The sequence below is a fragment of the Streptomyces sp. NPDC005784 genome (assembly GCF_042871525.1).
Classification (GTDB): Bacteria; Actinomycetota; Actinomycetes; order Streptomycetales; family Streptomycetaceae; genus Streptomyces.
Genome location: NZ_JBIAIQ010000049.1, coordinates 33,975 through 57,663, shown reverse-complemented (window position 1 = coordinate 57,663; position 23,689 = coordinate 33,975). Strand labels below are relative to the sequence as shown.

Annotated in this window: 20 protein-coding genes and 2 pseudogenes; 12 read left to right on the top strand and 10 right to left on the bottom strand. The window is 70.6% G+C overall.

The features are described from left to right. Positions 1–870: pseudogene (locus tag ACFYR3_RS40710) on the top strand (IS701 family transposase); the annotation flags it as partial. Positions 871–961: 91 nt separating this feature from the next. Here ACFYR3_RS40710 and ACFYR3_RS40705 read toward each other — a convergent pair. Further along, positions 962–1,057, bottom strand: a pseudogene (locus ACFYR3_RS40705) (helix-turn-helix domain-containing protein); the annotation flags it as partial. A gap of 393 nt (positions 1,058–1,450) precedes the next feature. Here ACFYR3_RS40705 and ACFYR3_RS40700 point away from each other — a divergent pair. Continuing rightward, positions 1,451–1,609 carry a hypothetical protein gene (locus ACFYR3_RS40700; RefSeq protein ID WP_389287140.1) on the top strand — a complete coding sequence of 53 codons (159 nt, stop codon included), beginning with the start codon at positions 1,451–1,453 and terminating at the stop codon, positions 1,607–1,609. After that, positions 1,606–2,643: an NUDIX domain-containing protein gene (locus tag ACFYR3_RS40695; RefSeq protein WP_389287139.1), complete on the top strand. Its 1,038-nt coding sequence runs from the start codon at positions 1,606–1,608 to the stop codon at positions 2,641–2,643. The genes ACFYR3_RS40700 and ACFYR3_RS40695 overlap by 4 nt, the downstream gene beginning before the upstream one ends. Before the next feature lie 200 nt (positions 2,644–2,843). Here the strand turns inward: ACFYR3_RS40695 and ACFYR3_RS40690 are convergent, their stop codons facing one another. Beyond that, on the bottom strand, positions 2,844–4,199 hold the full coding sequence (locus ACFYR3_RS40690; protein ID WP_389287137.1) for a dipeptidase: 1,356 nt from the start codon (positions 4,197–4,199) through the stop codon (positions 2,844–2,846). 176 nt (positions 4,200–4,375) lie between these two features. On the opposite strand from ACFYR3_RS40690, the gene ACFYR3_RS40685 reads away from it, so the two are divergent. Next, positions 4,376–5,647, top strand: a complete 1,272-nt coding sequence (locus ACFYR3_RS40685; protein WP_355839094.1) for a geranylgeranyl reductase family protein — start codon at positions 4,376–4,378, stop codon at positions 5,645–5,647. A gap of 83 nt (positions 5,648–5,730) precedes the next feature. On the opposite strand, the gene ACFYR3_RS40680 is transcribed toward ACFYR3_RS40685, so the two are convergent. Continuing rightward, positions 5,731–6,180: a nitroreductase family deazaflavin-dependent oxidoreductase gene (locus ACFYR3_RS40680; protein ID WP_261703013.1), complete on the bottom strand. Its 450-nt coding sequence runs from the start codon at positions 6,178–6,180 to the stop codon at positions 5,731–5,733. 229 nt (positions 6,181–6,409) lie between these two features. Between ACFYR3_RS40680 and ACFYR3_RS40675 the strand changes: the two genes are divergently transcribed. From ACFYR3_RS40675 to ACFYR3_RS40665, 3 genes are all read left to right on the top strand, one after another. Beyond that, positions 6,410–7,138, top strand: a complete 729-nt coding sequence (locus ACFYR3_RS40675; RefSeq protein WP_389287136.1) for a TetR/AcrR family transcriptional regulator — start codon at positions 6,410–6,412, stop codon at positions 7,136–7,138. 189 nt (positions 7,139–7,327) lie between these two features. Further along, positions 7,328–8,563, top strand: coding sequence for a sensor histidine kinase (locus tag ACFYR3_RS40670; protein ID WP_355839098.1), 1,236 nt, complete (start codon positions 7,328–7,330; stop codon positions 8,561–8,563). Further along, positions 8,560–9,225, top strand: a complete 666-nt coding sequence (locus ACFYR3_RS40665; protein ID WP_355839100.1) for a response regulator transcription factor — start codon at positions 8,560–8,562, stop codon at positions 9,223–9,225. Before ACFYR3_RS40670 ends, ACFYR3_RS40665 begins: the two co-directional genes overlap by 4 nt. On the opposite strand, the gene ACFYR3_RS40660 is transcribed toward ACFYR3_RS40665, so the two are convergent. Continuing rightward, on the bottom strand, positions 9,186–9,521 hold the full coding sequence (locus ACFYR3_RS40660; RefSeq protein WP_389287133.1) for a DUF6332 family protein: 336 nt from the start codon (positions 9,519–9,521) through the stop codon (positions 9,186–9,188). The genes ACFYR3_RS40665 and ACFYR3_RS40660 overlap by 40 nt on opposite strands. Positions 9,522–9,588: 67 nt before the next feature. Beyond that, a complete protein-coding gene (locus ACFYR3_RS40655) occupies positions 9,589–11,103 on the bottom strand; it encodes an MFS transporter (RefSeq protein ID WP_355839104.1) in 1,515 nt (504 codons plus the stop codon). An 85-nt stretch (positions 11,104–11,188) separates the two neighbouring features. Between ACFYR3_RS40655 and ACFYR3_RS40650 the strand changes: the two genes are divergently transcribed. Beyond that, positions 11,189–11,602 (top strand): MarR family winged helix-turn-helix transcriptional regulator, encoded by a 414-nt coding sequence (locus tag ACFYR3_RS40650; RefSeq protein WP_389287131.1) that lies wholly within the window; start codon positions 11,189–11,191, stop codon positions 11,600–11,602. 204 nt (positions 11,603–11,806) lie between these two features. On the opposite strand, the gene ACFYR3_RS40645 is transcribed toward ACFYR3_RS40650, so the two are convergent. From ACFYR3_RS40645 to ACFYR3_RS40635, 3 genes are all read right to left on the bottom strand, one after another. Continuing rightward, positions 11,807–12,589: a maleylpyruvate isomerase family mycothiol-dependent enzyme gene (locus tag ACFYR3_RS40645; protein WP_356782253.1), complete on the bottom strand. Its 783-nt coding sequence runs from the start codon at positions 12,587–12,589 to the stop codon at positions 11,807–11,809. Positions 12,590–12,873: 284 nt separating this feature from the next. Beyond that, positions 12,874–14,040 carry an MFS transporter gene (locus ACFYR3_RS40640; protein WP_389287129.1) on the bottom strand — a complete coding sequence of 389 codons (1,167 nt, stop codon included), beginning with the start codon at positions 14,038–14,040 and terminating at the stop codon, positions 12,874–12,876. Between the two features lie 283 nt (positions 14,041–14,323). Further along, positions 14,324–15,769 (bottom strand): glyceraldehyde-3-phosphate dehydrogenase, encoded by a 1,446-nt coding sequence (locus ACFYR3_RS40635; protein WP_355839112.1) that lies wholly within the window; start codon positions 15,767–15,769, stop codon positions 14,324–14,326. Between the two features lie 471 nt (positions 15,770–16,240). Between ACFYR3_RS40635 and ACFYR3_RS40630 the strand changes: the two genes are divergently transcribed. Beyond that, a complete protein-coding gene (locus ACFYR3_RS40630) occupies positions 16,241–17,356 on the top strand; it encodes a GNAT family N-acetyltransferase (protein WP_355839114.1) in 1,116 nt (371 codons plus the stop codon). A 400-nt stretch (positions 17,357–17,756) separates the two neighbouring features. Here the strand turns inward: ACFYR3_RS40630 and ACFYR3_RS40625 are convergent, their stop codons facing one another. Then, on the bottom strand, positions 17,757–18,536 hold the full coding sequence (locus tag ACFYR3_RS40625) for a DeoR/GlpR family DNA-binding transcription regulator (protein ID WP_355839116.1): 780 nt from the start codon (positions 18,534–18,536) through the stop codon (positions 17,757–17,759). 122 nt (positions 18,537–18,658) lie between these two features. On the opposite strand from ACFYR3_RS40625, the gene ACFYR3_RS40620 reads away from it, so the two are divergent. The 3 genes from ACFYR3_RS40620 (at position 18,659) to ACFYR3_RS40610 (ending at position 22,108) form a co-directional block, all read left to right on the top strand. Beyond that, a complete protein-coding gene (locus ACFYR3_RS40620) occupies positions 18,659–19,543 on the top strand; it encodes an SIS domain-containing protein (protein ID WP_389287126.1) in 885 nt (294 codons plus the stop codon). A 33-nt stretch (positions 19,544–19,576) separates the two neighbouring features. Further along, positions 19,577–20,428, top strand: a complete 852-nt coding sequence (locus ACFYR3_RS40615) for a class II fructose-bisphosphate aldolase (protein WP_355839120.1) — start codon at positions 19,577–19,579, stop codon at positions 20,426–20,428. Between the two features lie 447 nt (positions 20,429–20,875). Then, positions 20,876–22,108: an MAB_1171c family putative transporter gene (locus tag ACFYR3_RS40610; RefSeq protein ID WP_355839122.1), complete on the top strand. Its 1,233-nt coding sequence runs from the start codon at positions 20,876–20,878 to the stop codon at positions 22,106–22,108. Positions 22,109–22,262: 154 nt separating this feature from the next. Here the strand turns inward: ACFYR3_RS40610 and ACFYR3_RS40605 are convergent, their stop codons facing one another. Next, positions 22,263–23,678 carry an FAD-dependent monooxygenase gene (locus tag ACFYR3_RS40605; protein WP_356782251.1) on the bottom strand — a complete coding sequence of 472 codons (1,416 nt, stop codon included), beginning with the start codon at positions 23,676–23,678 and terminating at the stop codon, positions 22,263–22,265. Between the last annotated feature and the right edge of the window lie 11 nt (positions 23,679–23,689).

Genomic DNA, 23,689 nt, shown 5'->3' with positions numbered 1-23,689 from the left:
CTGGCCGCTGCCCTCGCGGCCCGGGGGAAGGAGGCGGGCTTCGGCTGCCGGGCGGTGGTTGCCGACTGCGCCTACTCCGTCAGCGACACCTGGTATCTCGCACTGCGCGAGGCCAGCCTGGCCTACGTGGTGGCGCTCAAGCCGCACCGCGGCACCTGGGCCCGGGCCGACCAGCCGCACACCCCCATTGAAGCCGCCCAGACTCTGAACTGGCACGATGCCAAGCATCCCGGTGACTGGACAGCCGTGGAGCGTCACTTCCGCGACGGGCACACCGAGACCTGGTGGGCCGCCGATGCCCGGCTGGGCGGCTACGGCCCCGACTCACCCTGCCGGCTGGTCGTGGCCACCACCGACCCGGCCCGACTACGGGAAAAGGCCACGTGGTACCTGGCCACCAACCTTCCCCACCCCGACGCACCCCACGCCGACACCGGCCCGCACCCGCCGGCCGACCTCGCCGAGATCGTCCGCCTCTACGGCCTGCGGCCCTGGATCGAGCAGAGCTACAAACAGGTCAAGGACGAACTCGGCTGGGCCGACTTCCAAGTCCGCTCCGACCGTGCCATCCGCCGCCACCAGACCCTGGTCAACTGCGCGTTCTCCTTCTGCTGGGACCAATGGTTCGCCCCACCCGGACCCCTGGACGCCACTGCGCCGGATCCCTGCCCCGACGATGGGCCAGAGAGGGGGACCCGCCCCGTCCCACCAGCACCAACAGCCCTGCTGGCCCAGGGCCTTACGAGCGATCCGTTCCTGGCTCACCCCCGCCATCACCCTCAACCGATGGTGGCAAGCCTGGACCGACACGGACCCACCCTCCGAGCTCCAGGCCCTGATCGACGCGGTCACCACCGGACACGGCATTGACCTCTACCGCCGGATTTAACGAACTACCGGCCCGTTCCTGCGCGGCGATCGCCCGGTAGACATCGCGTCCGCCGTTGTTGCTGACTTCGCGGCTGATCGTCGACACCGCACGCCCCAGGAGGCCGGCGATGGCCCGGTAGGACTCTCCGGCACACAGCCCGCGCGAGATCTCCTCCCGCTCGCCCACGGTCAAGCTTCCGGCGCGCGCTTTGCGGGGTCCGGGAGCGATCCCTCCGTGATGCTTGAGGACAGTGAACACCGAGCGGGCGGCTTACCGATCTGCCTCGAGATGACGCTGATCGACTCCCCGGCTCTCCACCGCCGCCACAAATCGGCCTTCATCTCGTCCGACATCCCCGGCCGACCCATTCTCGCCACGTAAACCGTCCTCAACCAGCACTGTTGCTCTGACCGGTTGAATCTAAGCCTCCAGGGCTTTGAATCAGCCCTGAGGCCACCCACGGCCTTCCAGACCTACCTCGACTCCCGCAACCTCAGCTGGGAATGCTGGTGGCGACAAGGCAAGTAAGCCGACGGTCGAAGATTCCCGACAGAGTCGCTCAGTGAGGTAACGGTCGCGATGGAGGAGCGGATTCTGGCTTATCTCCAAGGCGTGTGGGAGAAGGAAGTAGTGGGCGCGGGCCTGTGGACTCCTCCTTTTCCCGCATCGCTCCTGGATGACCTTGTGAAAGCGGCTCCGCCGCTGTTCAGCGGCCTTGAAGTTTTGGAGTACGAATGATCGTCTGGATCAACGGTGCGTTCGGTGCGGGGAAGACCGCCACCGCACGGGAACTGATCGAGCTGATCCCGAACAGCACGCTCTTCGACCCCGAGGTCGTCGGGGGCACACTCGCGCAACTGCTCCCGGCCAAGCACCTCGCCGAGGTCGGCGACTTCCAGGACCTGCCGATGTGGCGCCGGCTCGTGGTCGACACCGCGGCCGCCATGCTCGCCGAGCTCGGCGGCGTCCTCGTCGTCCCCATGACCCTGCTGCGCCAGGAGTACCGCGACGAGATCTTCGGCGGGCTCGCCGCACGCCGGATTCCCGTACGCCATGTGCTCCTCGCCCCGGCGGAAACGATCCTGCGTGAGCGAATAGCCGGGCGCGAGGTGCCCCCGGACCTGCCTGACGGCGAGATGCGCGTACGCCAGTGGTCCTACGACCACATCGAGCCCTACCGGGCCGCGCTCGCCTGGCTCACCGCCGACGCCCACCCCGTGGACACCAGCGCGCTCACCCCGTACGACACCGCCCTGCGCGTCGCCGAAGCCGTACGCACCGGGGAGGCACCCGTGTGCGCCATCGTGCAGACTCCCGAACCCACCGCCGAGACGGTCGCCGCCGGAGTGCTCCTCTTCGACGAGAGCGACCGGGTCCTGCTCGTCGACCCGACGTACAAGGCCGGCTGGGAGTTTCCCGGCGGGGTCGTCGAGGCCGGCGAGGCCCCCGCCCGTGCCGGCATGCGCGAGGTGACCGAGGAGACCGGCATCACCCTCGACGAGGTGCCCACGCTCCTCGTCGTCGACTGGGAATCGCCCGCGCCCCCCGGCTACGGCGGTCTGCGGCTCCTGTTCGACGGCGGACACCTCGACGAACAGGCCGTCCGGGGACTCCTGCTCCCCGGACCGGAACTGCGCGGCTGGCGCTTCGTGACCGAACAGGAGGCGGCCGACCTGCTGCCGCCCGTGCGCTACGAACGGCTCCGCTGGGCCCTGCGGGCCCGCGAGCGCGACGCGGCGCTGTACCTGGAGGCCGGGGTGCCGCTCGGCTGACGCCGAGACCTCCTCGACGCGGCCCCGGCCCGTACGACGGACGCGTACGGACCGTCGGCCGACCCGGCGCCCGCACCGCCACCGCGCGAGGCCCTCACGTCCCGGCCGACGCTTCGGGAGGGCTGTCCGTCGCGATGAAGGACCGGAGACGGTGAGGGCCCACGCCTGGTGGCGTGGGCCCTCACCATGAACGCGGACGATCAGCTCGCCGCGTAGTTCTGGAGGAACAGCGCCTCCGCGACCGACAGACGCTCCAGCTCGTCCGGCGAGACGCTCTCGTTCACGGCGTGGATCTGCGCTTCCGGCTCGCTCAGGCCGATGAGCAGGATCTCCGTCTGCGGGTACAGCGAGGCCAGCGTGTTGCACAGCGGGATCGAGCCGCCCATGCCTGCCGACTGCATCTCCTGGCCCGGGTAGGCGACCGCCATGGCCTCGGCCATCGACGCGTACGCGGGACTGGACGTGTCGGCGCGGAACGCCTGGCCCTGTCCGATCCGCTCGGTGCTCACCCGCGCGCCCCACGGCGTGTGCGCCTCGATGTGCGCCTCGAGCAGCTTCGTCGCCTCGACCGCGTCGACGCCCGGCGGCACCCGCAGACTGACCAGCGCACGGGCCCCGGCCTGCACCGACGGCGTCGCGCCGACGACCGGCGGGCAGTCGATGCCGAGCACCGTGACGGCCGGACGCGCCCAGACCCGGTCGGCGACCGTGCCGGAGCCGATGAGTTCCACCCCGTCGAGCACCTTGGCGTCCTCACGGAACGCCTGGTCCTCGTACTGCAGGCCGTCCCACACGGAGTCGCCCGCAAGGCCGTCCACGGTGGTCGAACCGTCCTTCGCCCGCAGCGAGTCCAGTACGCGGATCAGCGCCGCCAGCGCGTCGGGTGCCGCACCGCCGAACTGCCCCGAGTGCAGGTTCCCTTCGAGGGTGTCCACCTGCACCCGTACGAGGGTCATGCCGCGCAGGGTCGCGGTGACCGTCGGTATTCCCGCCCTGAAGTTGCCGGCGTCGCCGATGACGATGGTGTCGGCGGTCAGCAACTCCGGGTGTTGCTCGGCGTACCGCTCCAGACCGCCGGTGCCCTGCTCCTCCGAACCCTCGACGATGACCTTGACGTGCACCGGAATGCCGCCGTTCGCCTTCAGGGCGCGCAGCGCCAGCAGGTGCATGACGACGCCGCCCTTGCAGTCGGCGCTGCCCCGCCCGTACCAGCGGCCGTCGAGCTCCACCAGCTCGAACGGGGGTGTCGTCCAGGCCGCCTCGTCCAGCGGCGGCTGCACGTCGTAGTGCGCGTAGAGCAGAACCGTCTTGGCGCCCTCGGGCCCCGGCAGGAAGCCGTACACCGACTGGGTGCCGTCCGGGGTGTCGAGCAGCGCCACGTCCTGGAAGCCCTCGGAGCGCAGCGCGTCGGTGATCCAGTTCGCGGCGCCCTCGCTCTCGCTCCTCGGATACTGGTCGAAGTCCGCCACCGACTTGAAGGCCACCAGCTCGGTGAGCTCCGCCTTCGCCCGGGGCATGAGCGAGGCGACGGTCTCGGCGACCGGATTCGACGACATGGGCACGCTCCTCGTAGGTGCGACGTTGTATCTCTGTGTACAGATGATCGGGTGATGCGTACTGGTGTGCAGGACGCATCCGCTGCCGATCCTCCCACAGCGGCCTGCGGCGACGCCCGCCGTAGGATGCGGGGGACAGGTGCGGCAGACGGCTGGACTGGGAGCAGTAGACCAACGTGAGCAGCGAGAACTCTTCGGCGGACGACGAGCGGCGTGCGGCGGACGACGGGCAGCAGGTATGGGACGTCGTAGTCGTCGGTGGAGGGCCGGCGGGTGCCTCGGCCGCCTATGCGGCAGCGGTAGCGGGACGCAGCGTCCTGCTGCTGGAAAAAGCCGAACTGCCCCGGTACAAGACATGCGGCGGCGGCATCATCGGCCCCTCGCGCGACTCACTGCCCCCCGGCTTCGAGCTCCCGTTCAGAGACCGGGTGCACGCGGTCACCTTCTCGATGGACGGCAAGTTCGCCCGCACCCGGCGGTCCCGGCACATGCTGTTCGGGCTGATCAACCGGCCGGAGTTCGACCAGCAACTCGTCGAGTTCGCGCAGAAGGCGGGCGCCGAACTGCGTACGGGTGCCATGGTCTCGCGCGTCGAGCAGCACGGCTCCGCGGTGCCGGACCGGCGCACCGTCGCCGTGGTCCTGCAGGGCGGCGAGACCGTTCTGGCGCGGGCGGTGGTCGGCGCCGACGGCAGCGCCAGCCGGATAGGAGCACACGTCGGGGTGAAGCTCGACCAGGTCGACCTCGGCCTGGAGGCCGAGATCCCGGTGCCGGAGACGGTGGCCGAGGACTGGCGGGGGCGCGTCCTGATCGACTGGGGCCCCATGCCCGGCAGTTACGGGTGGGTCTTCCCGAAGGGGGACACGCTCACCGTCGGCGTGATCTCCGCACGCGGTGAAGGCGCCGCCACCAAGCGGTACTTGGAGGACTTCATCGCCCGGCTCGGCCTCGCCGGCTTCGAACCGGCGATCTCCTCCGGCCACTTGACGCGCTGCCGTGCCGACGACTCGCCGCTCTCGCGCGGCAGGGTGCTCGTCTGCGGCGACGCGGCGGGTCTGCTCGAACCGTGGACCCGGGAGGGCATCTCGTTCGCGCTGCGCTCCGGGCGGCTCGCGGGCGAGTGGGCGGTGCGGATCTCCGAGGCGCACGACGCGGTGGACGCCCGACGGCAGGCTCTGAACTACGCCTTCGCGATCAAGGCGGGGCTCGGCGTCGAGATGAGCGTCGGCAAGCGCCTGCTCGCTGCCTTCGAGCGTCGCCCCGGCGTGTTCCACGCGGGGCTCACCGGCCTGCGCCCGGTATGGAAGGCCTTCACCGGGATCACCCGCGGCTCCACCACGCTCGGCGAGATCATCCGGTCCCACCCGATGGTCGGACGCGCCCTGACCACACTCGATCGCCGTCCGGAGGCGACGGAGGCGACGGAGGCGGCCGAGGGGGAGCGGTAGCGGACGGGCCGCCGTCGGCTGCATCCGCTCGTCGGCCGTGAATGCGGCCCATGGGGGCGGAGGTTGAACGGCCGTGGCCGTGGTCAGCTCTTGACCGTGATCCGGAAGACCGGGTGGTCGGGAGCGATGCGCCGCAACTCCTCGTCGGACGAGTCGGGGCCCACGCCGCCGAAGAACACACCGACCTCGGCCTTCCAGCGCTTGAGGTAGGCGCGCAGCAGCGAGACCTTGTCGTCGTCGGCGACCTCGACGGCGGTGAAGGTGTCGACCTTCTTGCCGAGGCGCAGCTCGCCCCCGCCGGCCGCCCGCATGTTGTGCGTCCACTGGACATGGCCGCGGGGGGCGACGAGGTACTGCTCACCGTCCACGGTGAGCAGATTGACCGGGGTCGTCCGCCACTCGCCGCTCTTGCGGCCCCGGACGGCCAGGACGCGCGAGCCCCAGACGCTGAGGCCGCGCCTGGTGATCCAGGCCACGGCGCGGTTGAAGACGTTGACGGTGAACCAGCCCGGCTTCTGGACGTGTGTGGACACGGTGACCTCTCGTGGCGTGTGATGAGAGCGCCGATCTTTTTTGTGAGCACTGCTCTCGCTTGAGAAGAGTCTGCATCGGATCGGTGATCCAATGCAAGAGCAGCGCTCTCGTTTTTGTGCGCCGCTCTCGTTCGGGTCGGGCCGCTGATCGCCAACCGGAGCGGTGATCTATGTTCGGATCGCTGCTCTCCTTTGTGTGCACTGCTCTGAACGTGGGACACTGCTCTGTATGAGTACCGCGCGAGGGGCACGTGCCCGAGCCAGGACCGAGGTCACCGCGGCCATCAAGGACGAGGCGCGCAGACAGCTCGCCGCGGAGGGCGCGGCCAAGCTCTCGCTGCGGGCCGTGGCCCGTGAGCTGGGGATGGTCTCCTCCGCGCTCTACCGCTACTTCCCGAGCCGGGACGACCTGCTGACCGCTCTCATCATCGACGCCTACGACTCCCTCGGCGAGGCGGCCGAGTCCGCGCACGCCGAGGTCGACGCCGCCGGCCCGCGTGAGCGCTGGATCACCGTGTGCACGGCGGCGCGGCGCTGGGCGCTGGAGCATCCGCACGAGTACGCGCTCATCTACGGTTCCCCCGTCCCCGGGTACACCGCGCCGCAGGAGACCGTTCCGGCCGCCTCCCGGGTCGGCCTGCTTCTGATCGGCGTCGTCCGGGACGCGTATCGGGGCAAGGGCGTGGCCCGCACACCCCTGCCCGCCGAACTGAAGACCGAGGCGCAGCGGATGTCCGCCGATCTCGCGCCCGATCTGCCGCCCGAGGTGATCGTTGCGCTGGTGGCCTCGTGGGCGCAGCTCTACGGGCTGATCGGCTTCGAGCTGTTCGGGCAGTTCAACCGGATCGTGCAGGACCGCGAGCCGTTCTTCCGGCATGCGGTGGGGCGGCTCGCGCACGACGTGGGGCTCGTGTACCCGGAGCCGGCCGCTACCGTCGGCGGGCCGCCTCCCTCGTAGGCCCTGTCGCATCCGACCTGTACGGGCCCGTACCGTCCGCTGTACCCCGCGCTGTACTCCGCGTCGTACCGTCCGTCGTACTCCGCGCCGTGCCGCGCCGTCCGCCGCACCTGTACTCCGCGGGGAGTACGGGTGATCACCTCGCCCGGTGGACGCCGCCGCCGTGGTCGGCCGTCTAGCGTGACGGTCATGGAAGAGCAGCACACACCCACGGCCCCGACGTGGGGCGGTCCACCGTGGTGGCGGCACGGGCCGCCCCGGTGGAACCGCTGGAACGACGAGGAGCGCCGCGCGCGATGGCCGTGGCGTTCCACGTTGCTGGTGACCGCCTTCGTGCTCCTCGGCTCCAACTTCGCCGCCCACGCCCAGCACGTCGACCGGCTCGCCCTGGACTTCTTCTCCCGGGCGCTCCTGCTGGTGGGCTCCGGTCTGCTGCTCTGGCGGCAGCGGTACCCCGTGTTCGTCGCGTTCGGCACGGCCGCGGTCGCCCTGGTCTACGTGGCCGCCGGATATCCCTACGGGCCGGTCTTCCTCCCCGTCGCGGTCGGCTGCTTCAGCGCCGTGGTGGCCGGGCATCGCAGGGCCGCCTGGGCGGCGCTCGGCCTGCTGTGGGCGGGGCATCTCGTGGTCTCCCACTGGCTGTACCGATGGCTGCCCCCGACGGGCGACCATCCTCCCTCCTGGATGCAGGAGATCGGCATCGCCACCTGGGTCGTGGCGGTGGTGGCCCTGTCGGAGCTGGTGCGCGTGCGCCGTGAGCAGTGGAGGCGTGACAGGGCCGAGCGCGCGCAGGCCGCCCGGCGACGTGCGGACGAGGAACGGCTGCGGATCGCGCGCGAACTGCACGACGTTCTGGCGCACAGCATCTCGGTGATCAATGTCCAGGCGGGCGTCGGCCTCGCGCTCCTCGACTCCGACCCCGAACAGGCGCGCACGGCGCTCACCACCATCAAGGCGGCCAGCAAGGAAGCACTCGGCGAGGTACGCCAGGTGCTCGACACCCTGCGCGCGCCGGGCGAGGCGCCGCGCGCGCCCGCCCCCGGGCTCGACCGGCTCCCCGAACTGGTCGAGCAGGCGGCGAGCGCCGGTCTGACGGTCGAGGTCGAGGGCGAGGTCCCGACACCGGCACCGGGTACCGATCTGGCCGCGTTCCGCATCATCCAGGAGGCGCTCACCAACGTCGTACGGCATTCGGGGTCGCGCCGCGCGCGGGTGCGGCTCGATCACGCGGAGGGTGCGCTGCGCCTGCGGATCGACGACGACGGGCCGGCCACCGGCGCGGACGCGGGCGGGAGCGGCAACGGGCTCGCGGGCATGCGGGAGCGGGCGGCCGCGCTGGGTGGCACGATCGAGGCGGGTCCGCGAGACGACGGAGGGTTCCGGGTGCTGGCCGTACTGCCGTGGAAGGTCAAGGAGGACCGGTGATCCGCGTACTGCTCGCCGACGACCAGTCACTGGTCAGGGCAGGCTTCAAGGCGCTGCTCGACGCGCAGCCGGACATCGAGGTGGCCGGAGAGGCCGCCGACGGCGAGGGCGCGGTGCGCACCGTCCGTGAACTGCGCCCCGACGTCGTCCTGATGGACATCCGGATGCCCGTGCTGGACGGCCTCGCCGCCACGCGCCGCATCACCGGCGATCCGGACCTCGGGGACGTCAAAGTGGTCATGCTCACCACCTTCGAGCTCGACGAGTACGTCTTCGAGGCCATCCGCTCCGGAGCCTCCGGCTTTCTGGTCAAGGACACCGAGCCCGCCGAACTGCTGCGTGCGGTACGGGCGGTGGTCGAGGGTGATGCCCTGCTGTCGCCCGGGGTGACGCGCCGGCTGATCTCCGAGTTCGCGGCCCGTTCCAAGGAGCCCGAGTCCGCCGCGTCCCTCGCCGAACTCACCGAGCGGGAAAGGGAGGTGATGGCGCTGGTCGGCATCGGCCTCTCGAACGACGAGATCGCCCGCCGTCTTGTCGTCAGCCCGCTCACGGCCAAGACCCATGTCAGCCGGACGATGGTGAAGCTCGGGGCTCGCGACCGGGCCCAACTGGTCGTGCTCGCCTATGAGTCGGGGCTGGTGCGGCCGGGCTGGCTGGGCTGAGGCGCGGCAGCCTCGTGGCGGAAGCGGAACAGCACGGTGGCCACTCGTAGCGCGAAGAGGACGGCGGCCAAGGCGCCGCCCGAGGTCACCAGCGCCCGTGCCGTGCCGGACGACAGGTCAAGGAAGAGGGCAGGTCCGGTGACGACCCCGAAGGCGACCGCCGCAACGAACGCGGCGCTGGCCAGGGCATATCCGATCTCGACGGTGACCGCGTCCCGCCGCGCCTGGGCGCGCCGTGCGTGCGTCCCGTCCCCGGAGCCGCGGTAACTGTCCCTGCTCTCCCCGTTGTTGCTCATCCGTCGAGTCAACAGGTGCGCGCCCGGCGGGGCAAGAACCCCGCCGGGCGCGCGCGTCGGAGGTCCCCTAGTCGCGGACGGCGACCCGCTCCGACTCCGACTCCGCCCCCGTCCGGGCGGACTTGGCGGACTGGCCGGGCTCGCCGGACCGGGCGACGACGACGGACTCCCGCGGACGCCGTGTCCGCAGTCCGGGCAGCGTGATCAGCAGACCCGCGAGGGCGATGCCGGTCACCACCATCAGGCCGGGCCGGTAACTGTCGAGGACGGCCTGGGGCGATGAGCCCTCCGAGGAGTTCGCGGTGACGACGGCCGTCACGACCGCGAGGAAGATCGCGCCGCCGACCTGCACGGAGGTGTTGAGCAGGCCCGAGACCATGCCCTGCTCGTGGTCGTCGACGCCGTTGGTCGCCTGGATGTTGAGGGACGGGAAGACCAGGGCGCACGCGGCGCCGATCAGCAGCATGGTCGGCAGGATGACCGACGCGTAGACCGGGTCGAGGTCGACGCGCAGGAAGAGCGCGTACCCGACGACCATGAGGCCGAAGCCCGTCGCGATGAGCCGGGGTGTGCCGAACCGGTCTACGACGGCCCCCACCTTCGTGGAGGACAGCGCCACCAGCGCGCCGGCCGGCAGGAAGGCGAGCGCGGTGTGCAGGGCCGACCAGCCCAGCAGCGACTGCATGTACAGCGTCACCAGGAACTGGAAGCCGACGTACGAGCCGAAGAACGCCATCGCGCCGAGCTGGGCCCGGATCTGGCTGCCGGAACGCAGGACGCCGAGCCGGATCAGAGGGCTCGGGCTGCGTCGCTCGATGCCGACGAAGACGGTGAGCAGTACGGCGACGGCGAGGAAGGACAGCAGGGTCCGCGCCGATCCCCAGCCGGCCTGGGGTGCCTGGACGACGGTGAAGACGAGCAGCAGCATCGAGGCGGTACCGATGATCGCGCCCGGGATGTCGTAACCGCGGTGGTCCTTCTCGCGCTCGCTGCGCGGGATGAGCTTCAATCCCACGAGCAGCGCGACGACGGCGATGGGCGCGGGCAGCAGCATGGTCAGCCGCCAGCTCGCCTCGGTGAGCAGTCCGGACAGGACCAGGCCCATGGAGAAGCCGGTGGCCGCGCAGGTGGTGTAGATCGAGAGGGCGCGGTTGCGCAGCGGGCCCTCGGCGAACGTCGTGGTGATGATCGACAGGCCCGCGGGCGCGGTGAACGCGGCGCTCAGCCCCTTGATGAAACGGCTGGCGATCAGCAGGGGGCCCGAGTCGACTACTCCGCCGAGCAGCGAGGCGAGCGCGAACACCCCGAGGGCCACCAGGAAGACCTGGCGGCGGCCCAGCAGGTCGGCGGTGCGTCCGCCGAGGAGCAGCAGCCCGCCGTATCCAAGGATGTAGCCGCTGACGATCCATTGGAGCGTCGAGGTGGACAGGTCGAGTTCGGAGCCGATGGACGGCAGCGCGACGCCGACCATCGACACGTCCAGCGCGTCCAGGAACATCGCGGCGCAGAGCACCAGCAGCGTGCCCCACAGCCTGGGGGTCCAGCGTCCCTGGGGCACGGGGTGGGTGAGCGGAGAGGTCATGCGTCAGACAGTACATGCACATGCATTCAATGCAAGTGCATTTAATTCCGATGCAACAAAGTTGATTTCTTGCTACGGTGCGCGCATGGCGGCGGACAATGCCGAGCGAGGGCTCGTGGATCAGTGGCGCGACATCCTGGCGGTGCATGCCCGCACCGTCTGCGAGCTCGACCGTGAGCTGCATCGACACGGCCTGGGCGCCAGTGACTTCGAGGTGCTCGACGTGCTGGCGGTGGGTGCCGCCGCGGACGGCGGTACCTCCTTCCGCGTCCAGGAGATCTCCGAGCGGGTCCATCTCAGCCAGAGCGCCCTGTCCCGGCTGATCGGACGCCTGGAGAACGACGGCCTCGTGACGCGCGGGATGTGCGCCGAGGACCGGCGGGGTGTGCGCGTGTGCATCACGCCGAAGGGGCGCGAACTGCACGGCGAGGTACTGCCGTTGCAGCGCGCGGTCCTCACCCGGATGCTGTCGGACGGCCCGGCGGACGTCGGCGAATGACCGGGCCGTCCGGCTGGCGCTGTCGACCTAGCTGATCGTTCTGATCCTTCTCGGTGCGTTCGGTGCGTTCGGTGCGTTCGGTGCGTTCGGTGTGCTCGGCCTGGGCGGCGTTCTCGGCCTGGGCGTCGGGCCACGGACGTCCGTTCCGGGCGCAACGGGCGTCCGCCGACCGTCTCCGGGCGGTCCTGATTCCGGATGCGCGCGTCAGCTCCAGGTGATGCCGGACTTCTCCCGCCACAGGGTGGCGAGCGAGGTGTCGCCCGACACGCTCGGGAACGGTGCGCGGTTCCACAGCGCGAGGTAGAGCTGCGCGGCCGTCCCCGCCAGTTGGCAGTCCACGTCTACGTCTACGTCCGCATCCGTGTCCTCATTGGTGTCCGCAGCCGGGTGTCCGCCGCGTTCGCTCTGCGGCGGCTCGGAGGAGAGTCGCACGGTCCATACGGCGTCCGGGCGGTCGGTGGCGCGCACCCGCAGCACGCGGGGTTCCTCGGTGCGCACCCGGCTCTTCCCGCGCGCGTGGAAGCCGCGCAGCAACTCGTCGATCCCGTCGACCGCGAAGTCCGGCTGGACGGCGGTCGGCTCCCCGCCGAGCGCCGACTCTGCGTCGACCCGGTGCACGGTGGTCTCGTGCGCCTGCCGCCGCGCCCAGAAGGCGAGCGGCGAGGGCGCCGGCAGGAAGCTCCAGCACCGCACGTCCGGCGAGGCGCCGGCCAGGGTGTCCACGAGCAGACGGTGCCCCTCGCGGAACCAGGTCAGCAGTTCGTCGTCGTCCAGATCCGGCAGTCCACCGTCGGGGTGGTACGAGGTGTGTCCCTCGGCGACGAACGCGGTGGCCCATCGGTGGACCATGCCCGTGTGCCGCACCAGATCCCTGACCTGCCAGCCGGCGCAGGTCGCGACCTTGGCGTCGACGCCCGCCTCCTCGGCGGCGGCGACCAGCGACCGGCCTTCCCGGTCCAGGGTTTCCACGAACTCCCGAATCTCCATGCCGAGAGTGTGCCCGACGCGGGGTGCCATCGGGCAGGGCGGGGTGGAACTGCGGGAGAGGGGAGCCGACTTCGGCGAACTCGGGGGCGGGCATGGCCACGTGCGGGGTCTATGCGCCTCTGCCCCTATGCGCCTCCGTGCGCGCCGCACACAGGCTCGCCCGCTCCTGATCGTTCCCGTACGCCCGCGTGCAGGCCCTGGGTGCGCGCGAACTTGCCCGGTGTTCCCGGGCTCCTGGCCCAGGGTGCCCCGCGTTGTTCGCGCGGGATGCCCCGCGCGAGCTCTCACCCCACCGCGGCGCGGCGTGTCGCGAAGCCGATCAGTGCGGCCACGGCCGCCAGCGCCGCCACGCTCGTGAGCGCCACCGGCAAGGAGTACCAGTCGGCCATGAACCCGATCGCGGGCGGCCCGAGCAGCATGCCCCCGTACCCGAGGGTGGAGGCGACGGCGACCCCGCTCGCTCCGGCGAGCGCGCCGGCCCGTTCGACCGCGACGGGGAAGATGTTGGCGAGGCCGAGTCCGGTGACGGCGAATCCGAGCAGCACCGCCCATACGGAGGGCGCGAGTGAAGCGACCAGCATGCCGAGCGCGGCCGTCGTGCCGCCCGCGACCAACGTGCGGGTCCGGCCCAGTCGTTCGAGCAGCGCCGTCCCGCTCAGGCGACCGATCGTCATGGCGAGGGCGAAACACGAGTACCCGGCGGCGGCGATCCCCGGGTGCGCGTCCAGGTCCTGCTCCAGATGGAGCGCGCCCCAGTCCGCGAGTGCACCTTCGCCGTACGCCGTGCACAGGGCGATCAGCCCGAAGACGACCACCAGGCCGCGGGTGCGGATGTCGACACGCGGTCGCCCTGAGGGGTCGTCACCCCGTGGGCGATCCGGTGACGGCGGGACGTTCTGGCGGAGCAGGGAGCGTCCCGCGATTCCAGTCACGAGCAGGCCGATGACGGCGATCCCGAGCAGGTGGCGTGTCGGTGACAACTGCCCGGCGACCAGCCCACCGAGCCCCGCTCCGAGCATGCCGCCCAGACTGAACGCCGCGTGGAAACTGGGCATCACCGGGCGCCGTAGAGCGGCCACGAGATCGACGGCCGCGCTGTTCATGGCGACGTTGATACCGCCGTAGGCCGCGCCGAAGATCAGCAGGACGAGACCGAGGACCGGCACGGAGTGGGCGAGCGGGGGCAGGACGATGCTCAGTGACAGCAGCACCCCGCAGACCACGGTCACCGGATGGCTGCCGAACCGTCGGCAGAGCCGTCCCGTCAGCATCATGGTGATCACGGCGCCGGCGGAGACGCCCAGGAGAGCGAGGCCGAGGGTGCCGGGGGAGGCGCCGGTCTGGTGCTTGATCGCGGGGATGCGGACGACCCAGCCGGCGAAGACGAAGCCGTCGAGGGCGAAGAAGGCGGTGAGGGTGATGCGGAGTCGGGTGAGGGATTGGTCCCGCACAACGCTGTGCGGGCCTGTTTTGTTTATTAGCGGCACAAACTCACGTTAGACGGCTGCCACGCTCGGAGCAAGCAAAGTGGCGGGCCGGCATATGAGCGGCGAGGCCCCGTGAATGCCCGCGTGCGGGCCCGGCAAGGCTCCACGAATGTCAGGCGCGCCGGGGTGAGGCCCCGTGAACGAAAGGGCGACCGGGACCCCGATGGGACGGGATTCCCTGTCGCCCCGCGGCTCAGCGGTTCGCCGTCCCGCCTGCCAGGACGGCGAACCGTGCGTCGCTCCTCGTTCAGACCGCCGGAGCCGGGAAGGTCGGGTACTCCACCCCGGAGACGTGCTGGACGACACGGATGACCTGGCAGGAGTAGCCGAACTCGTTGTCGTACCAGAGGTAGAGGATCGCGTTGTCGTCCTCGACCTTGGTGGCGCCTGCGTCGACGATCGAGGCGTGGCGCGAGCCGATGAAGTCGCTGGACACCGCGTCGGGGGCGCTGATGAAGTCGATCTGGCGCTTGAGCGGCGAGGTCAGCGAGACGTTGCGAAGGTAGTCGAGGACCTCCTCGCGGGTGGTCGAGCGGCCCAGGCGCAGGCTGAGGATCGCGATCGAGACGTCCGGCACGGGCACGCGGATCGAACTGCCGGTGATCGGCGCCTTGAGGTCGGGCAGCGCCTTGGCGACCGCGGAGGCGGCACCCGTCTCGGTGATGACCATGTTCAGCGGCGCGGAGCGGCCCCGGCGGTCGGAGCTGTGGTAATTGTCCAGCAGGTTCTGGTCGTTGGTGAACGAGTGGACCGTCTCCACATGGCCGCGCAGGACGCCGTACTCCTCCGCCATCGCCTTCAGCGGCGGAACGATCGCGTTGGTGGTGCAGGACGCGCAGGACAGGATCTGCTCGTCCGGCTTGATCATGTCGTGGTTGACGCCGTGCACGATGTTGGGGACGTCGCCCTTGCCCGGAGCCGTCAGGACGACCTTGTCGACGCCGGGGCGCAGGTGGTTCGAGAGGCCCTCGCGATCGCGCCACTTGCCGGTGTTGTCGACGAGGATGGCGTCCTTGATGCCGTACGTCGTGTAGTCGACCTCGGACGGGTCGTTGGCGTAGATCACCTTGATCTCGTTGCCGTTGGCGATGATCGTGCTGTTCGCCTCGTCGACGGTGATCGTGCCCTGGAACTGGCCGTGGATGGAGTCGCGGCGCAGCAGCGAGGCACGCTTGACGATGTCCTGGTCGCCGCCCTGGCGCACGACGATGGCGCGCAGCCGCAGACCGTTGCCGGAGCCGGTCTTCTCGATGAGCAGGCGGGCGATGAGGCGGCCGATGCGGCCGAAGCCGTAGAGGACGACGTCGCGTCCCTCGCGGCGCTCGATCTTGTTCTCGCCCGTGGCACCGGCGACGGCCAGGGCGGTGAACTCCTCGACGGACAGGCCGCGGTCGTCCGCCCGGTAGGTCGCGGCGAGCATGCCGAGGTCGATCTGGGACGGGCCGAGGTCGAGAGTGGTGAGTGCCCGCAGGAACGGCAGGGTGTCGGTGACCGAGAGCTCCTCGCCGGCGATCTGCCGGGCGAAGCGGTGGGTCTTGAGGATGCTTACCACTGACTTGTTCACCAGGGAGCGGCTGTGCAGGAGGATCGTGACGTCCTGCTCCCGGTGCAGCCTCCCGATGATCGGGATCATCGACTCCGCGATCTCTTCGCGGGTCTTCCAGTTGGTGAACGCGTCGTCGTTGACAGTCACAGAATCATCTTTCGAGCTAGGTGGCGCTCATATGCTAACCGGCCGTCTTCCTGATCGTTCATGCGGTGTCCATTAGCAGGGAAGACGGCGTCCGCCACGGCGCCCGCGGGCATCGGAGTCCGGCCCCCCGCGGGGCTCGCCCCATGGCTGACAGGTGTCGTCCACCAGTACGACAAAGCCTCCGTCTCCCGTTCCGGACTCTTTCGTTGCTGTAGGCACCCTTGACAGCGTGCGTACTGTTTCGCGACGTTTGAGCCCCGCCCATTGGTTCGGATCTCGGCCCTCGACCGGGAGACGAGTCCTTGGGCGGCACGGATCGGCAAAAATCAGAAAAGTGGCAGGACGCGGACAGCGCGTCATGGGGGGAGCTGTCGCCCATGCGATCCATCAGCAAGGATCCACACGCCCTACTGGCCTGTGCTGTGACCAGTACATCCCTCGCAGCGCTCGCGGAAGGGCGGTTGATCTGACGTGGAGATCACGATCCACAGACTCGACGGCCTCGGCGTCCCGTTGCGCGAGGCCTGGCACGAGGCGATGGACGCATCGCCCGAATACGCCAATCCGTTCCTGGCGCCGGAGTTCGCGACGGGGGTCGGCAGGTTTCGCGGCGGAGCGCAGGTCGCGGTGTTGCGCGAGGACGGTGAGCCCGTCGGTTTCCTGCCGTACGAACGAAACCTTCTCGGCGTCGGCAGAGCCATCGGCCTCGGACTCTCCGACTGTCAGGCCCTCGTACACAGACCCGGGGTCACCTGGGACGCGCAGGAGGTGCTGCGCGCCTGCGGGCTGTCCATCTTCGAGTTCGATCATCTCGTCGAGGAGCAGAAGCCGTTCGGCAGATACGTTACTGGGACCTTCGCCTCCCCGGTCGTGGACCTGAAACCGGGGGACAGCGGCTACCCGGAGTGGCTGCGGAGCGCCTACCCGGGCCAGGCGAAGACGACCCTGAAGAAGGAACGGCGCCTCGGGCGTGACGTGGGCGAGGTGCGGTTCGTCTTCGACGAGCGCGACCCTCGGATGCTGCGCACGCTCATGCAGTGGAAGTCCGCCCAGTACCGCAGGACCGGACGCATGGACCGGTTCGCCCGGCCCTGGATCGTCGGTCTCGTGGACCACCTGTTCGACGTCCGCGAGGAGCACTTCACCGGCGTCCTGTCCGTGCTCTACGCCGGGGACCGGCCCGTCGCCGCCCACTTCGGACCGCGGTCGCGCACGGTGCTCGCGGCCTGGTTCACCGCCTACGACCCGGAGTTCCACCGGTACTCGCCCGGTCTGATGATGCACCTGCGGACCGCCGAGGCGGCCGGCCGCAACGGTGTGAGTCTGCTGGATCTGGGGCGCGGCGACAAGGAGTACAAGGACTGGCTCAAGACCCGTGAACTGCGCGTGGCCGAAGGGTTCGCGGCCCGCCCCCATCCGGTGGCGGCGGCGCACCGGCTGTGGCGCAGGCCCGTGCGCGGTCTGCGGAACACGGTCCTCGCCCATCCCACGCTCCGCGATCCGGCCGACCGGCTCCTCAAGACCGTGGGCACACTGCGCGCGTCGGGCCGCGCCGAATCCGGCGGCGCGGAACCGCGCGCACGCTGACCGGGTCGCCCGCCGGCACCCGAGGGAGTCTCCGAGACCGAGCGGTTCGGGCGAGGAGGCCCTCGGGCATGCCCCGCGCCGGCCCGTGCGGCTGCGCGGTACGGAGCGCCGCCTGTTGGGCCTCGTCGCTCGGGCGCGGGCCGCTTCCGGTGAGGTCACCGGAAATGAGGCTCACGGCGACGACTCGCCCGGGAGGCGACGGCTCACCCCGGACGACGTGGGTACGCGGGAGGGACGGTGCGGCTACGGCGTGGGGCGGAGTTCTGCCGGCTCGCGGTCGGGCCGCGGCGCCCGGTCGCTCCGGGGGCCGAGGCGTCACCGTCGTACGGCGACGACCTCGAAGTCAGGCGATGGGATCGATGTCAGGCGATGGGATCGATGTCAGGCGACGGGATCGACGTCATACGGCCATGACCTCGATCCCCGCCTCCTCGAAGCGTCCGATCGTCTCGGGCTCCGCCGCCGCGTCGGTGACGAGTGTGCCCACCGACTCGGCCGCGCAGATACGGGCGAACGCGCGCTGCCCCAGTTTGCTGGAGTCGGCGGCGACGATCACGCGCTCGGCCCGCTCGCACAGGAGGCGGTTGATCGCGGCCTCCGCCTCGTCGTGGGCGGCGGCGCCGTGCGTGGCGTCGAAGGCGACCACGCCGAGCACCGCGACATCGAGGGTGATCTGCCCGAGTACGCCGTCCGCGAGCGGCCCGACGAGCTCGTACGACTGCGGCCGGGCGACCCCGCCGGTCACCACGATCTTGAACTGGGGGCGCACGGCGAGTTCGTTCGCGATGTTCAGCGCGTTCGTGACGACGGTCAGCGCGGGGGAGCCCGACGCCAGGTCCGGTCGTACGGCGAGGGCGCGGGCGACCTCGGTCGTCGTGGTGCCGCCCGTCAGGCCCACCGCCTCGCCAGGGGTGATGAGGCCGGCCACCGCCTTCGCGATGCGCTGCTTCTCCGAGGCGTGGCGGGCCGTCTTGTAGCGCAGGGGCAGTTCGTAGGAGACGCCGTGCACGACCGCGCCGCCCCGGGTGCGCACGAGCATCTGCTGCTCGGCGAGCTGGTCGAAGTCGCGCCGGATCGTCGCCGCCGAGACCTCCAGCCGCGTCGCGGCCTCCTCGACATCCAGGCGGCCCCGCTCCACGAGCAGTTCCAGCAGCGCCTTCCACCGGGCGTCGCGCGACATCCGCACCCTCCGTTCCTCGATCCTCCGCGACCTTAACGCACCTCCCCTCGACCCAAATGCTTGATTGTGCTCGAAAACTCGCTATATCTTGCAGGAACGAGCATCTGTGGGAGGGGAACGGCATGACCCATGTCGAGGACGAACTGAGCAGCCAGCCCGAGTGCTGGATCCGCGCCGCCGAGCAGGCGGCCGAGCACGAAGCCGCGCTGCCCGCGGCGGGGGAACGCGTCGCGATCGTGGGATGCGGCACCTCGTTCTTCATGGCACAGGCCGCGGCCGCGCTGCGCGAACAGTCCGGGCAGGGTGAGACGGACGCCTTCGCCGCCTCGGAGTTCCCCGCGGGCCGCTCGTACGATCGCGTGATCGCCCTGACGCGCTCCGGGACGACCACCGAAGTGCTCGGACTTCTCGGACGGCTGCGCGGACGCACCCGTACGACCGCCGTCACCGCCGATCCGCACACGCCCGTGATGGAGTCCGCGGACGACATCGTGGTGCTCGGCTTCGCCGACGAGCGGTCCGTCGTGCAGACCCGGTTCGCGACCACCGCGCTCACCCTGCTGCGGGCCCACCTCGGTCTGCACAGCGACGCCGTCGTCGCCGACGCGCGCACCGCGCTCGGCACACCGCTGCCCGAAGGACTCGTCGGCTGCTCGCAGTTCACCTTCCTGGGCCGCGGGTGGACCGTCGGCCTCGCCAACGAGGCCGCGCTCAAGATGCGGGAGGCGTCCCTCGCCTGGACCGAGGCCTACCCGGCGATGGAGTACCGGCACGGTCCCATCAGCATCACCACGCACGGCACCGCCACCTGGATGCTCGGCGAGGCACCCGAGGGGCTGGCCGAACAGGTCCGGGGAACCGGCGGGTTGTGGGTGGACGGCGGCCTCGACCCGCTCGCCGAACTCGTCCGCGCCCAGCGCCTCGCCGTCGCCGTCGCCGCGGCGCGCGGCCTGGACCCCGACCAGCCGCGCCACCTCACCCGCTCGGTGATCCTCAGCAGCCACTGAGCCGGCTCGACCACCCACGGAGAAGGAGGAGTTGTGCCTCTCGCAGCAACCGGTGAGCTGGTCACCAGGGCCGCCGGAACGCGGACCGCCGTCGCCGCGTTCAACGTCATCACGCTGGAGCACATCGAGGCCGTGATCGCGGGCGCGGAGTCCGCCGACGCGCCCGTCGTGCTCCAAGTCAGCGAGAACGTCGTCAAGTTCCGCTACGGCCGGCTGCTCCCGCTGGCCCGTGCCGCGACCGCCGCCGCCGAACGGGCCTCGGTGCCCGTCGCGTTGCACCTCGACCATGTACAGAGCGACGACCTGCTGCGGCAGGCGCCCGGTGCCGGGTTCGGCTCCGTCATGTACGACGCGTCGCGTCTGCCGTACGAGGAGAATCTCACCGCGACCCGGGCCGCCGCCGACTGGGCACACGCCCAGGGCTTGTGGATCGAGGCCGAGTTGGGCGAGATCGGCGGCAAGAACGGTGAGCCGCCGCGGGACGCGCACGCGCCCGGCGCCCGTACCGACCCCATGGAGGCACGCGCCTTCGTGGCCGACTCCGGTGTGGACGCGCTGGCCGTGGCGATCGGCAGCTCGCACGCGATGACCACCCGGACCGCCGCCCTCGACCACGAGCTGCTCAAACGCCTGGCCGCCTCCCTCGGTGTTCCCCTCGTCCTGCACGGCTCCTCCGGGGTGCCCGACGGCGAGCTCCGGGCGGCCGTCGAAGGCGGCATCGCCAAGGTCAACGTCGGCACCGCGCTGAACATCGCGATGACGGGCGCCATACGGGAGTTCCTCGCGGCCAGCCCCGACGCCGTGGACTCACGGAAGTACCTCAGCGTGGGACGGGAGGCGATGGTACGGACGGTGGCGGGACTCATCGGCGTTCTGCGGGGGTGACGCCGTCCAGATGCCCCTACGGCCCGATATGCGGCCCAAAGCGATCGCTTCGCCGGTGCCGGGTCCGGTCGAAACCGCTCCTGGCGCATGCGCTTTTGCACCGACGACAGTTCGAGTGGGTGACAAGGTGGCTAGGGTGAACAAGTATGAGAAGGCCGAAAGGGCACGGCAGGCTCGAGGGTGAAGCATCGCCCCGGAGACCACTCGGGCAAGCGTCCGTATGCCCCATGAACACGGGGAGCAGGGGTTTGCGGTGTTTTCGGGGCACAGCCGGCGCTGGACCGGGCGCAGGACGGAGAAGGCCTTGAGCGGTCAACTTCTGGCTGATATTCGCAGGTTGGTGCGCGACGGGGACACGTGCACCCCGGTGAACAGTGCGATGTCCACCACCGATCCGCGCCACGGCGCGCATCGAGAGGTCCGCCTGCGCCTGCCTTTGGGCCCGATGTGAACGGACTGATCTACTACCTGGCCGCGGCGGTCCTCTGGATGGGACTCGCCGCCCAGCTGCCCGACCTGCGCCGCCACTGGAGAGACCCGCTCAAGCGGTCGTTCTGCGCCGTCATCCTGTTGTCGGGACTCTGCTTCGTGCTCGGCGCGCCGCCCACCGTCGCCCTCGTCAACAGCCTCACGGGCATACCGAATGTGGCGGCGCCGCTGACGTACGGCGCGGTGACCGCCTTCGGTGCGGCTTCCCTCATCCTCATCGTGCACTGGCGGGGCAGCGACCCCGTCCGGGTGCGGCGCACGTCACGGGCCTGGCTGTTCAGCTACCTGGGAGTGATCGTCACCGAAGGCGTCCTGTTCACGCTGGGCGACACGCCGGTCGAGCGCCGGGCCGACTTCGACACCTACTACGCCTCGACCCCGTTCATCCGAGAGATGATCGTGCTCTACCTGATGGCACACACGGTCGCGGCGGTGACGACGACTCTGTTGTGCTGGCGCTGGACCCGGAAGGTCAAGCGCTGGACCCGCGGTTCGCTGGCTCTGCTCGTGCTGGGCTGGATGTTCACCAGCGCCTACAGCGTCGTCAAGTCCGTCGCGTTGACCGCTCACTGGCTCGGGCACCACTGGGACAGTCTCAGCACCAGCGTCGCACCGCTCGTGGCCGTCGGTTCCTGCCTGGCCTCGGCGGGCTACATCCTTCCCCTCGTCGGCCCGCGCATCGACTCCGCCGTCACATTCGTACGCCTGCGTCCCCTGTTCAGTCTGCTGGCGGGGCCGACCAGCCGGCGGCGCTGCGTCGCGGCGCTGCCATGGCGGACGATCGGCGACGTCGAACTGCGGCTCACCACGCGGGAGACGGCCATCCGCGACGGCCTTCAGCGACTGGCCGGACAGCTCGACGACCAGGTGCGGCGCCGCGCCTACCGGGACGCGCTGGCCGCCGGGTCCTGCGCGGCCGAGGCCGAGGTGATCGGGATGGCCGCGATGGTCGCCGTAGCCGCTCTCGCCGAGACTCCGAGCCCCGTCGCGGAGACCGGCACCATCGGCATTTCGGTCGGTGACGTCGATGTGGTGGTCTCGGTCAGCACGCGCGTGCGACGGCAGGACACCGGGGCACGGTCGTTGGACACGGGCCAGCCGTCCCTGCTGAGCCTGTCCAAGGCGGTGCGCACGCCCATCGTCGACGCCGCGATCCAGTCGCGGAGAACCGCGGTACGGCAGCTCTCCTGAACGCGCCCGCCGTGGCCCGCGCATCGGCCACTTCGCCCGCCCGCGCGGAGGAACACTCGCAGCGCGGACCGTCGTTCACATGCTCGCGGCGCGGATCGGCGGACGAACGCCAGGAGCGTGGACCGTCAGGCCCACGCCCGTGCCGCGGACGCCGTCACACGAGGACCGGGCCCATGGAGTCGACGAAGGCGCTTTCCCCGGGGGTCAGCGGCGGCCCGGTCAGGGGCTCCATGACGGGCCCCTTCAGCGTGGCGAGAAGCAGCTTCGGGCGCAGGAGACTGCTCGCGTCGGCCTGGAGCGTCACGACCGCGCGCATGGCCGCGTACACGGAGTACGAGGTGGTGGCCACGCGTGCCATCCGGCCCCTGTAGCGGCTGAGAAGTGAGTCGGCGAGCGTCGGAGCCCTGCCGACGACCTCCGGGAACCACTGGTCCTGGGAGGTGCTCACCGTGTAGGCGGCGGAGACGGATCTGGCGGCCGCGCGCTGGACGTCGCGGGCGAAGCCCGCAGCCGTGACGTCGGCCTGCTGCAACTGCCGGCTCAGGGCCTGGGCACCGAGGGCCGCGACGGACATGCCCTGGCCGTGCACGGGGTTGTAGGTGGCGACGGCGTCACCGAGCACCACCAGGCCCTCGGGCATGGCCGCCCTCTCGAACTCGCGGCGCCTGTTGCGGGTGCTGCGGCTGAGGAACACCTCGCTGAGCGGCTCGGCGCCGGAGATGAGCTGCCCGACGAGCGGGTGGCGCAGGCCGAGGGCGAAGTCGGTGAACTCCTCGGGATCGGCGGTGGGTTCGCCGCCGCGGGTGCCCGCGAGGCTGACCAGCCAGCGACCGTCCTCGATCGGCACCAGAACTCCGGAACGCCCCGGCCGGGAGGCGGCGGGGTCCGCCTCGACCTGCGTCAGCGGGAAGTCCTCCGCACCTCTCGGAACGCGGAAGACCCGGCTGGCGTAGACGAGACCCGAGTCGACCTCGTCGGTCGGTATGTCAGCCACGCCGAGCCTGTCGAGCCATGGCTCGACGCGTGTTCCCCGTCCGCTCGCGTCGACCACGAGATCGGCACTCAGGTCCTCCTCGGAGCCGTCGGCGAGGACGCGAACTCCGGTGACGCGCTCGGCGGTTCCCAGCAGCGACAGCGCCTCGGCACGGCGGACCGTGACCCGGGTGGTCCCGAGGACGGCGTCGCGCAGAACCGAGTCGAGCAGGTCGCGGCTGCAGCAGGTGAGCAGCAGTTCGTCGGCCACGGTGGGCCAGCGCCGGTACCAGCCCTGCGCGCCGAAGCCCAGCATGCCGGTCATGGACTGCTCGACAGCTCCCGACGTGAGCAGACGCTGACGTACATCGGCTTCGGGAAGCAGCTCCTGGATGGCGTCGCGTCCGCTGGGCAGCAGGATGTGGGCGTGCCGTGCCTGCGGGATTCGTTTGCGCGGGTGCGGCCCGTCGGGCAGTTCGTCGCGCTCCAGCACGATCACGTCGTCCACGGACCGGGACAGAGCCGCGGCGGCGAGCAGGCCGGCCACGCTCCCGCCGATGACGACAGCACGGCGCGACATGGTTCCCCCAGTTGTCATGAGTGAGCGAC

What these genes read in the sequence shown, in the direction of transcription:
- ACFYR3_RS40660 (WP_389287133.1), bottom strand. Translation starts at nt 9,521, where the DNA reads ATGAGCAACAACGGGGAGAGCAGGGACAGTTACCGCGGCTCCGGGGAC.
- ACFYR3_RS40670 (WP_355839098.1), top strand. Translation starts at nt 7,328, where the DNA reads ATGGAAGAGCAGCACACACCCACGGCCCCGACGTGGGGCGGTCCACCG.
- ACFYR3_RS40650 (WP_389287131.1), top strand. Translation starts at nt 11,189, where the DNA reads ATGGCGGCGGACAATGCCGAGCGAGGGCTCGTGGATCAGTGGCGCGAC.
- ACFYR3_RS40625 (WP_355839116.1), bottom strand. Translation starts at nt 18,536, where the DNA reads ATGTCGCGCGACGCCCGGTGGAAGGCGCTGCTGGAACTGCTCGTGGAG.
- ACFYR3_RS40645 (WP_356782253.1), bottom strand. Translation starts at nt 12,589, where the DNA reads ATGGAGATTCGGGAGTTCGTGGAAACCCTGGACCGGGAAGGCCGGTCG.
- ACFYR3_RS40655 (WP_355839104.1), bottom strand. Translation starts at nt 11,103, where the DNA reads ATGACCTCTCCGCTCACCCACCCCGTGCCCCAGGGACGCTGGACCCCC.
- ACFYR3_RS40700 (WP_389287140.1), top strand. Translation starts at nt 1,451, where the DNA reads ATGGAGGAGCGGATTCTGGCTTATCTCCAAGGCGTGTGGGAGAAGGAA.
- ACFYR3_RS40695 (WP_389287139.1), top strand. Translation starts at nt 1,606, where the DNA reads ATGATCGTCTGGATCAACGGTGCGTTCGGTGCGGGGAAGACCGCCACC.
- ACFYR3_RS40605 (WP_356782251.1), bottom strand. Translation starts at nt 23,678, where the DNA reads ATGACAACTGGGGGAACCATGTCGCGCCGTGCTGTCGTCATCGGCGGG.
- ACFYR3_RS40675 (WP_389287136.1), top strand. Translation starts at nt 6,410, where the DNA reads ATGAGTACCGCGCGAGGGGCACGTGCCCGAGCCAGGACCGAGGTCACC.
- ACFYR3_RS40690 (WP_389287137.1), bottom strand. Translation starts at nt 4,199, where the DNA reads ATGTCGTCGAATCCGGTCGCCGAGACCGTCGCCTCGCTCATGCCCCGG.
- ACFYR3_RS40620 (WP_389287126.1), top strand. Translation starts at nt 18,659, where the DNA reads ATGACCCATGTCGAGGACGAACTGAGCAGCCAGCCCGAGTGCTGGATC.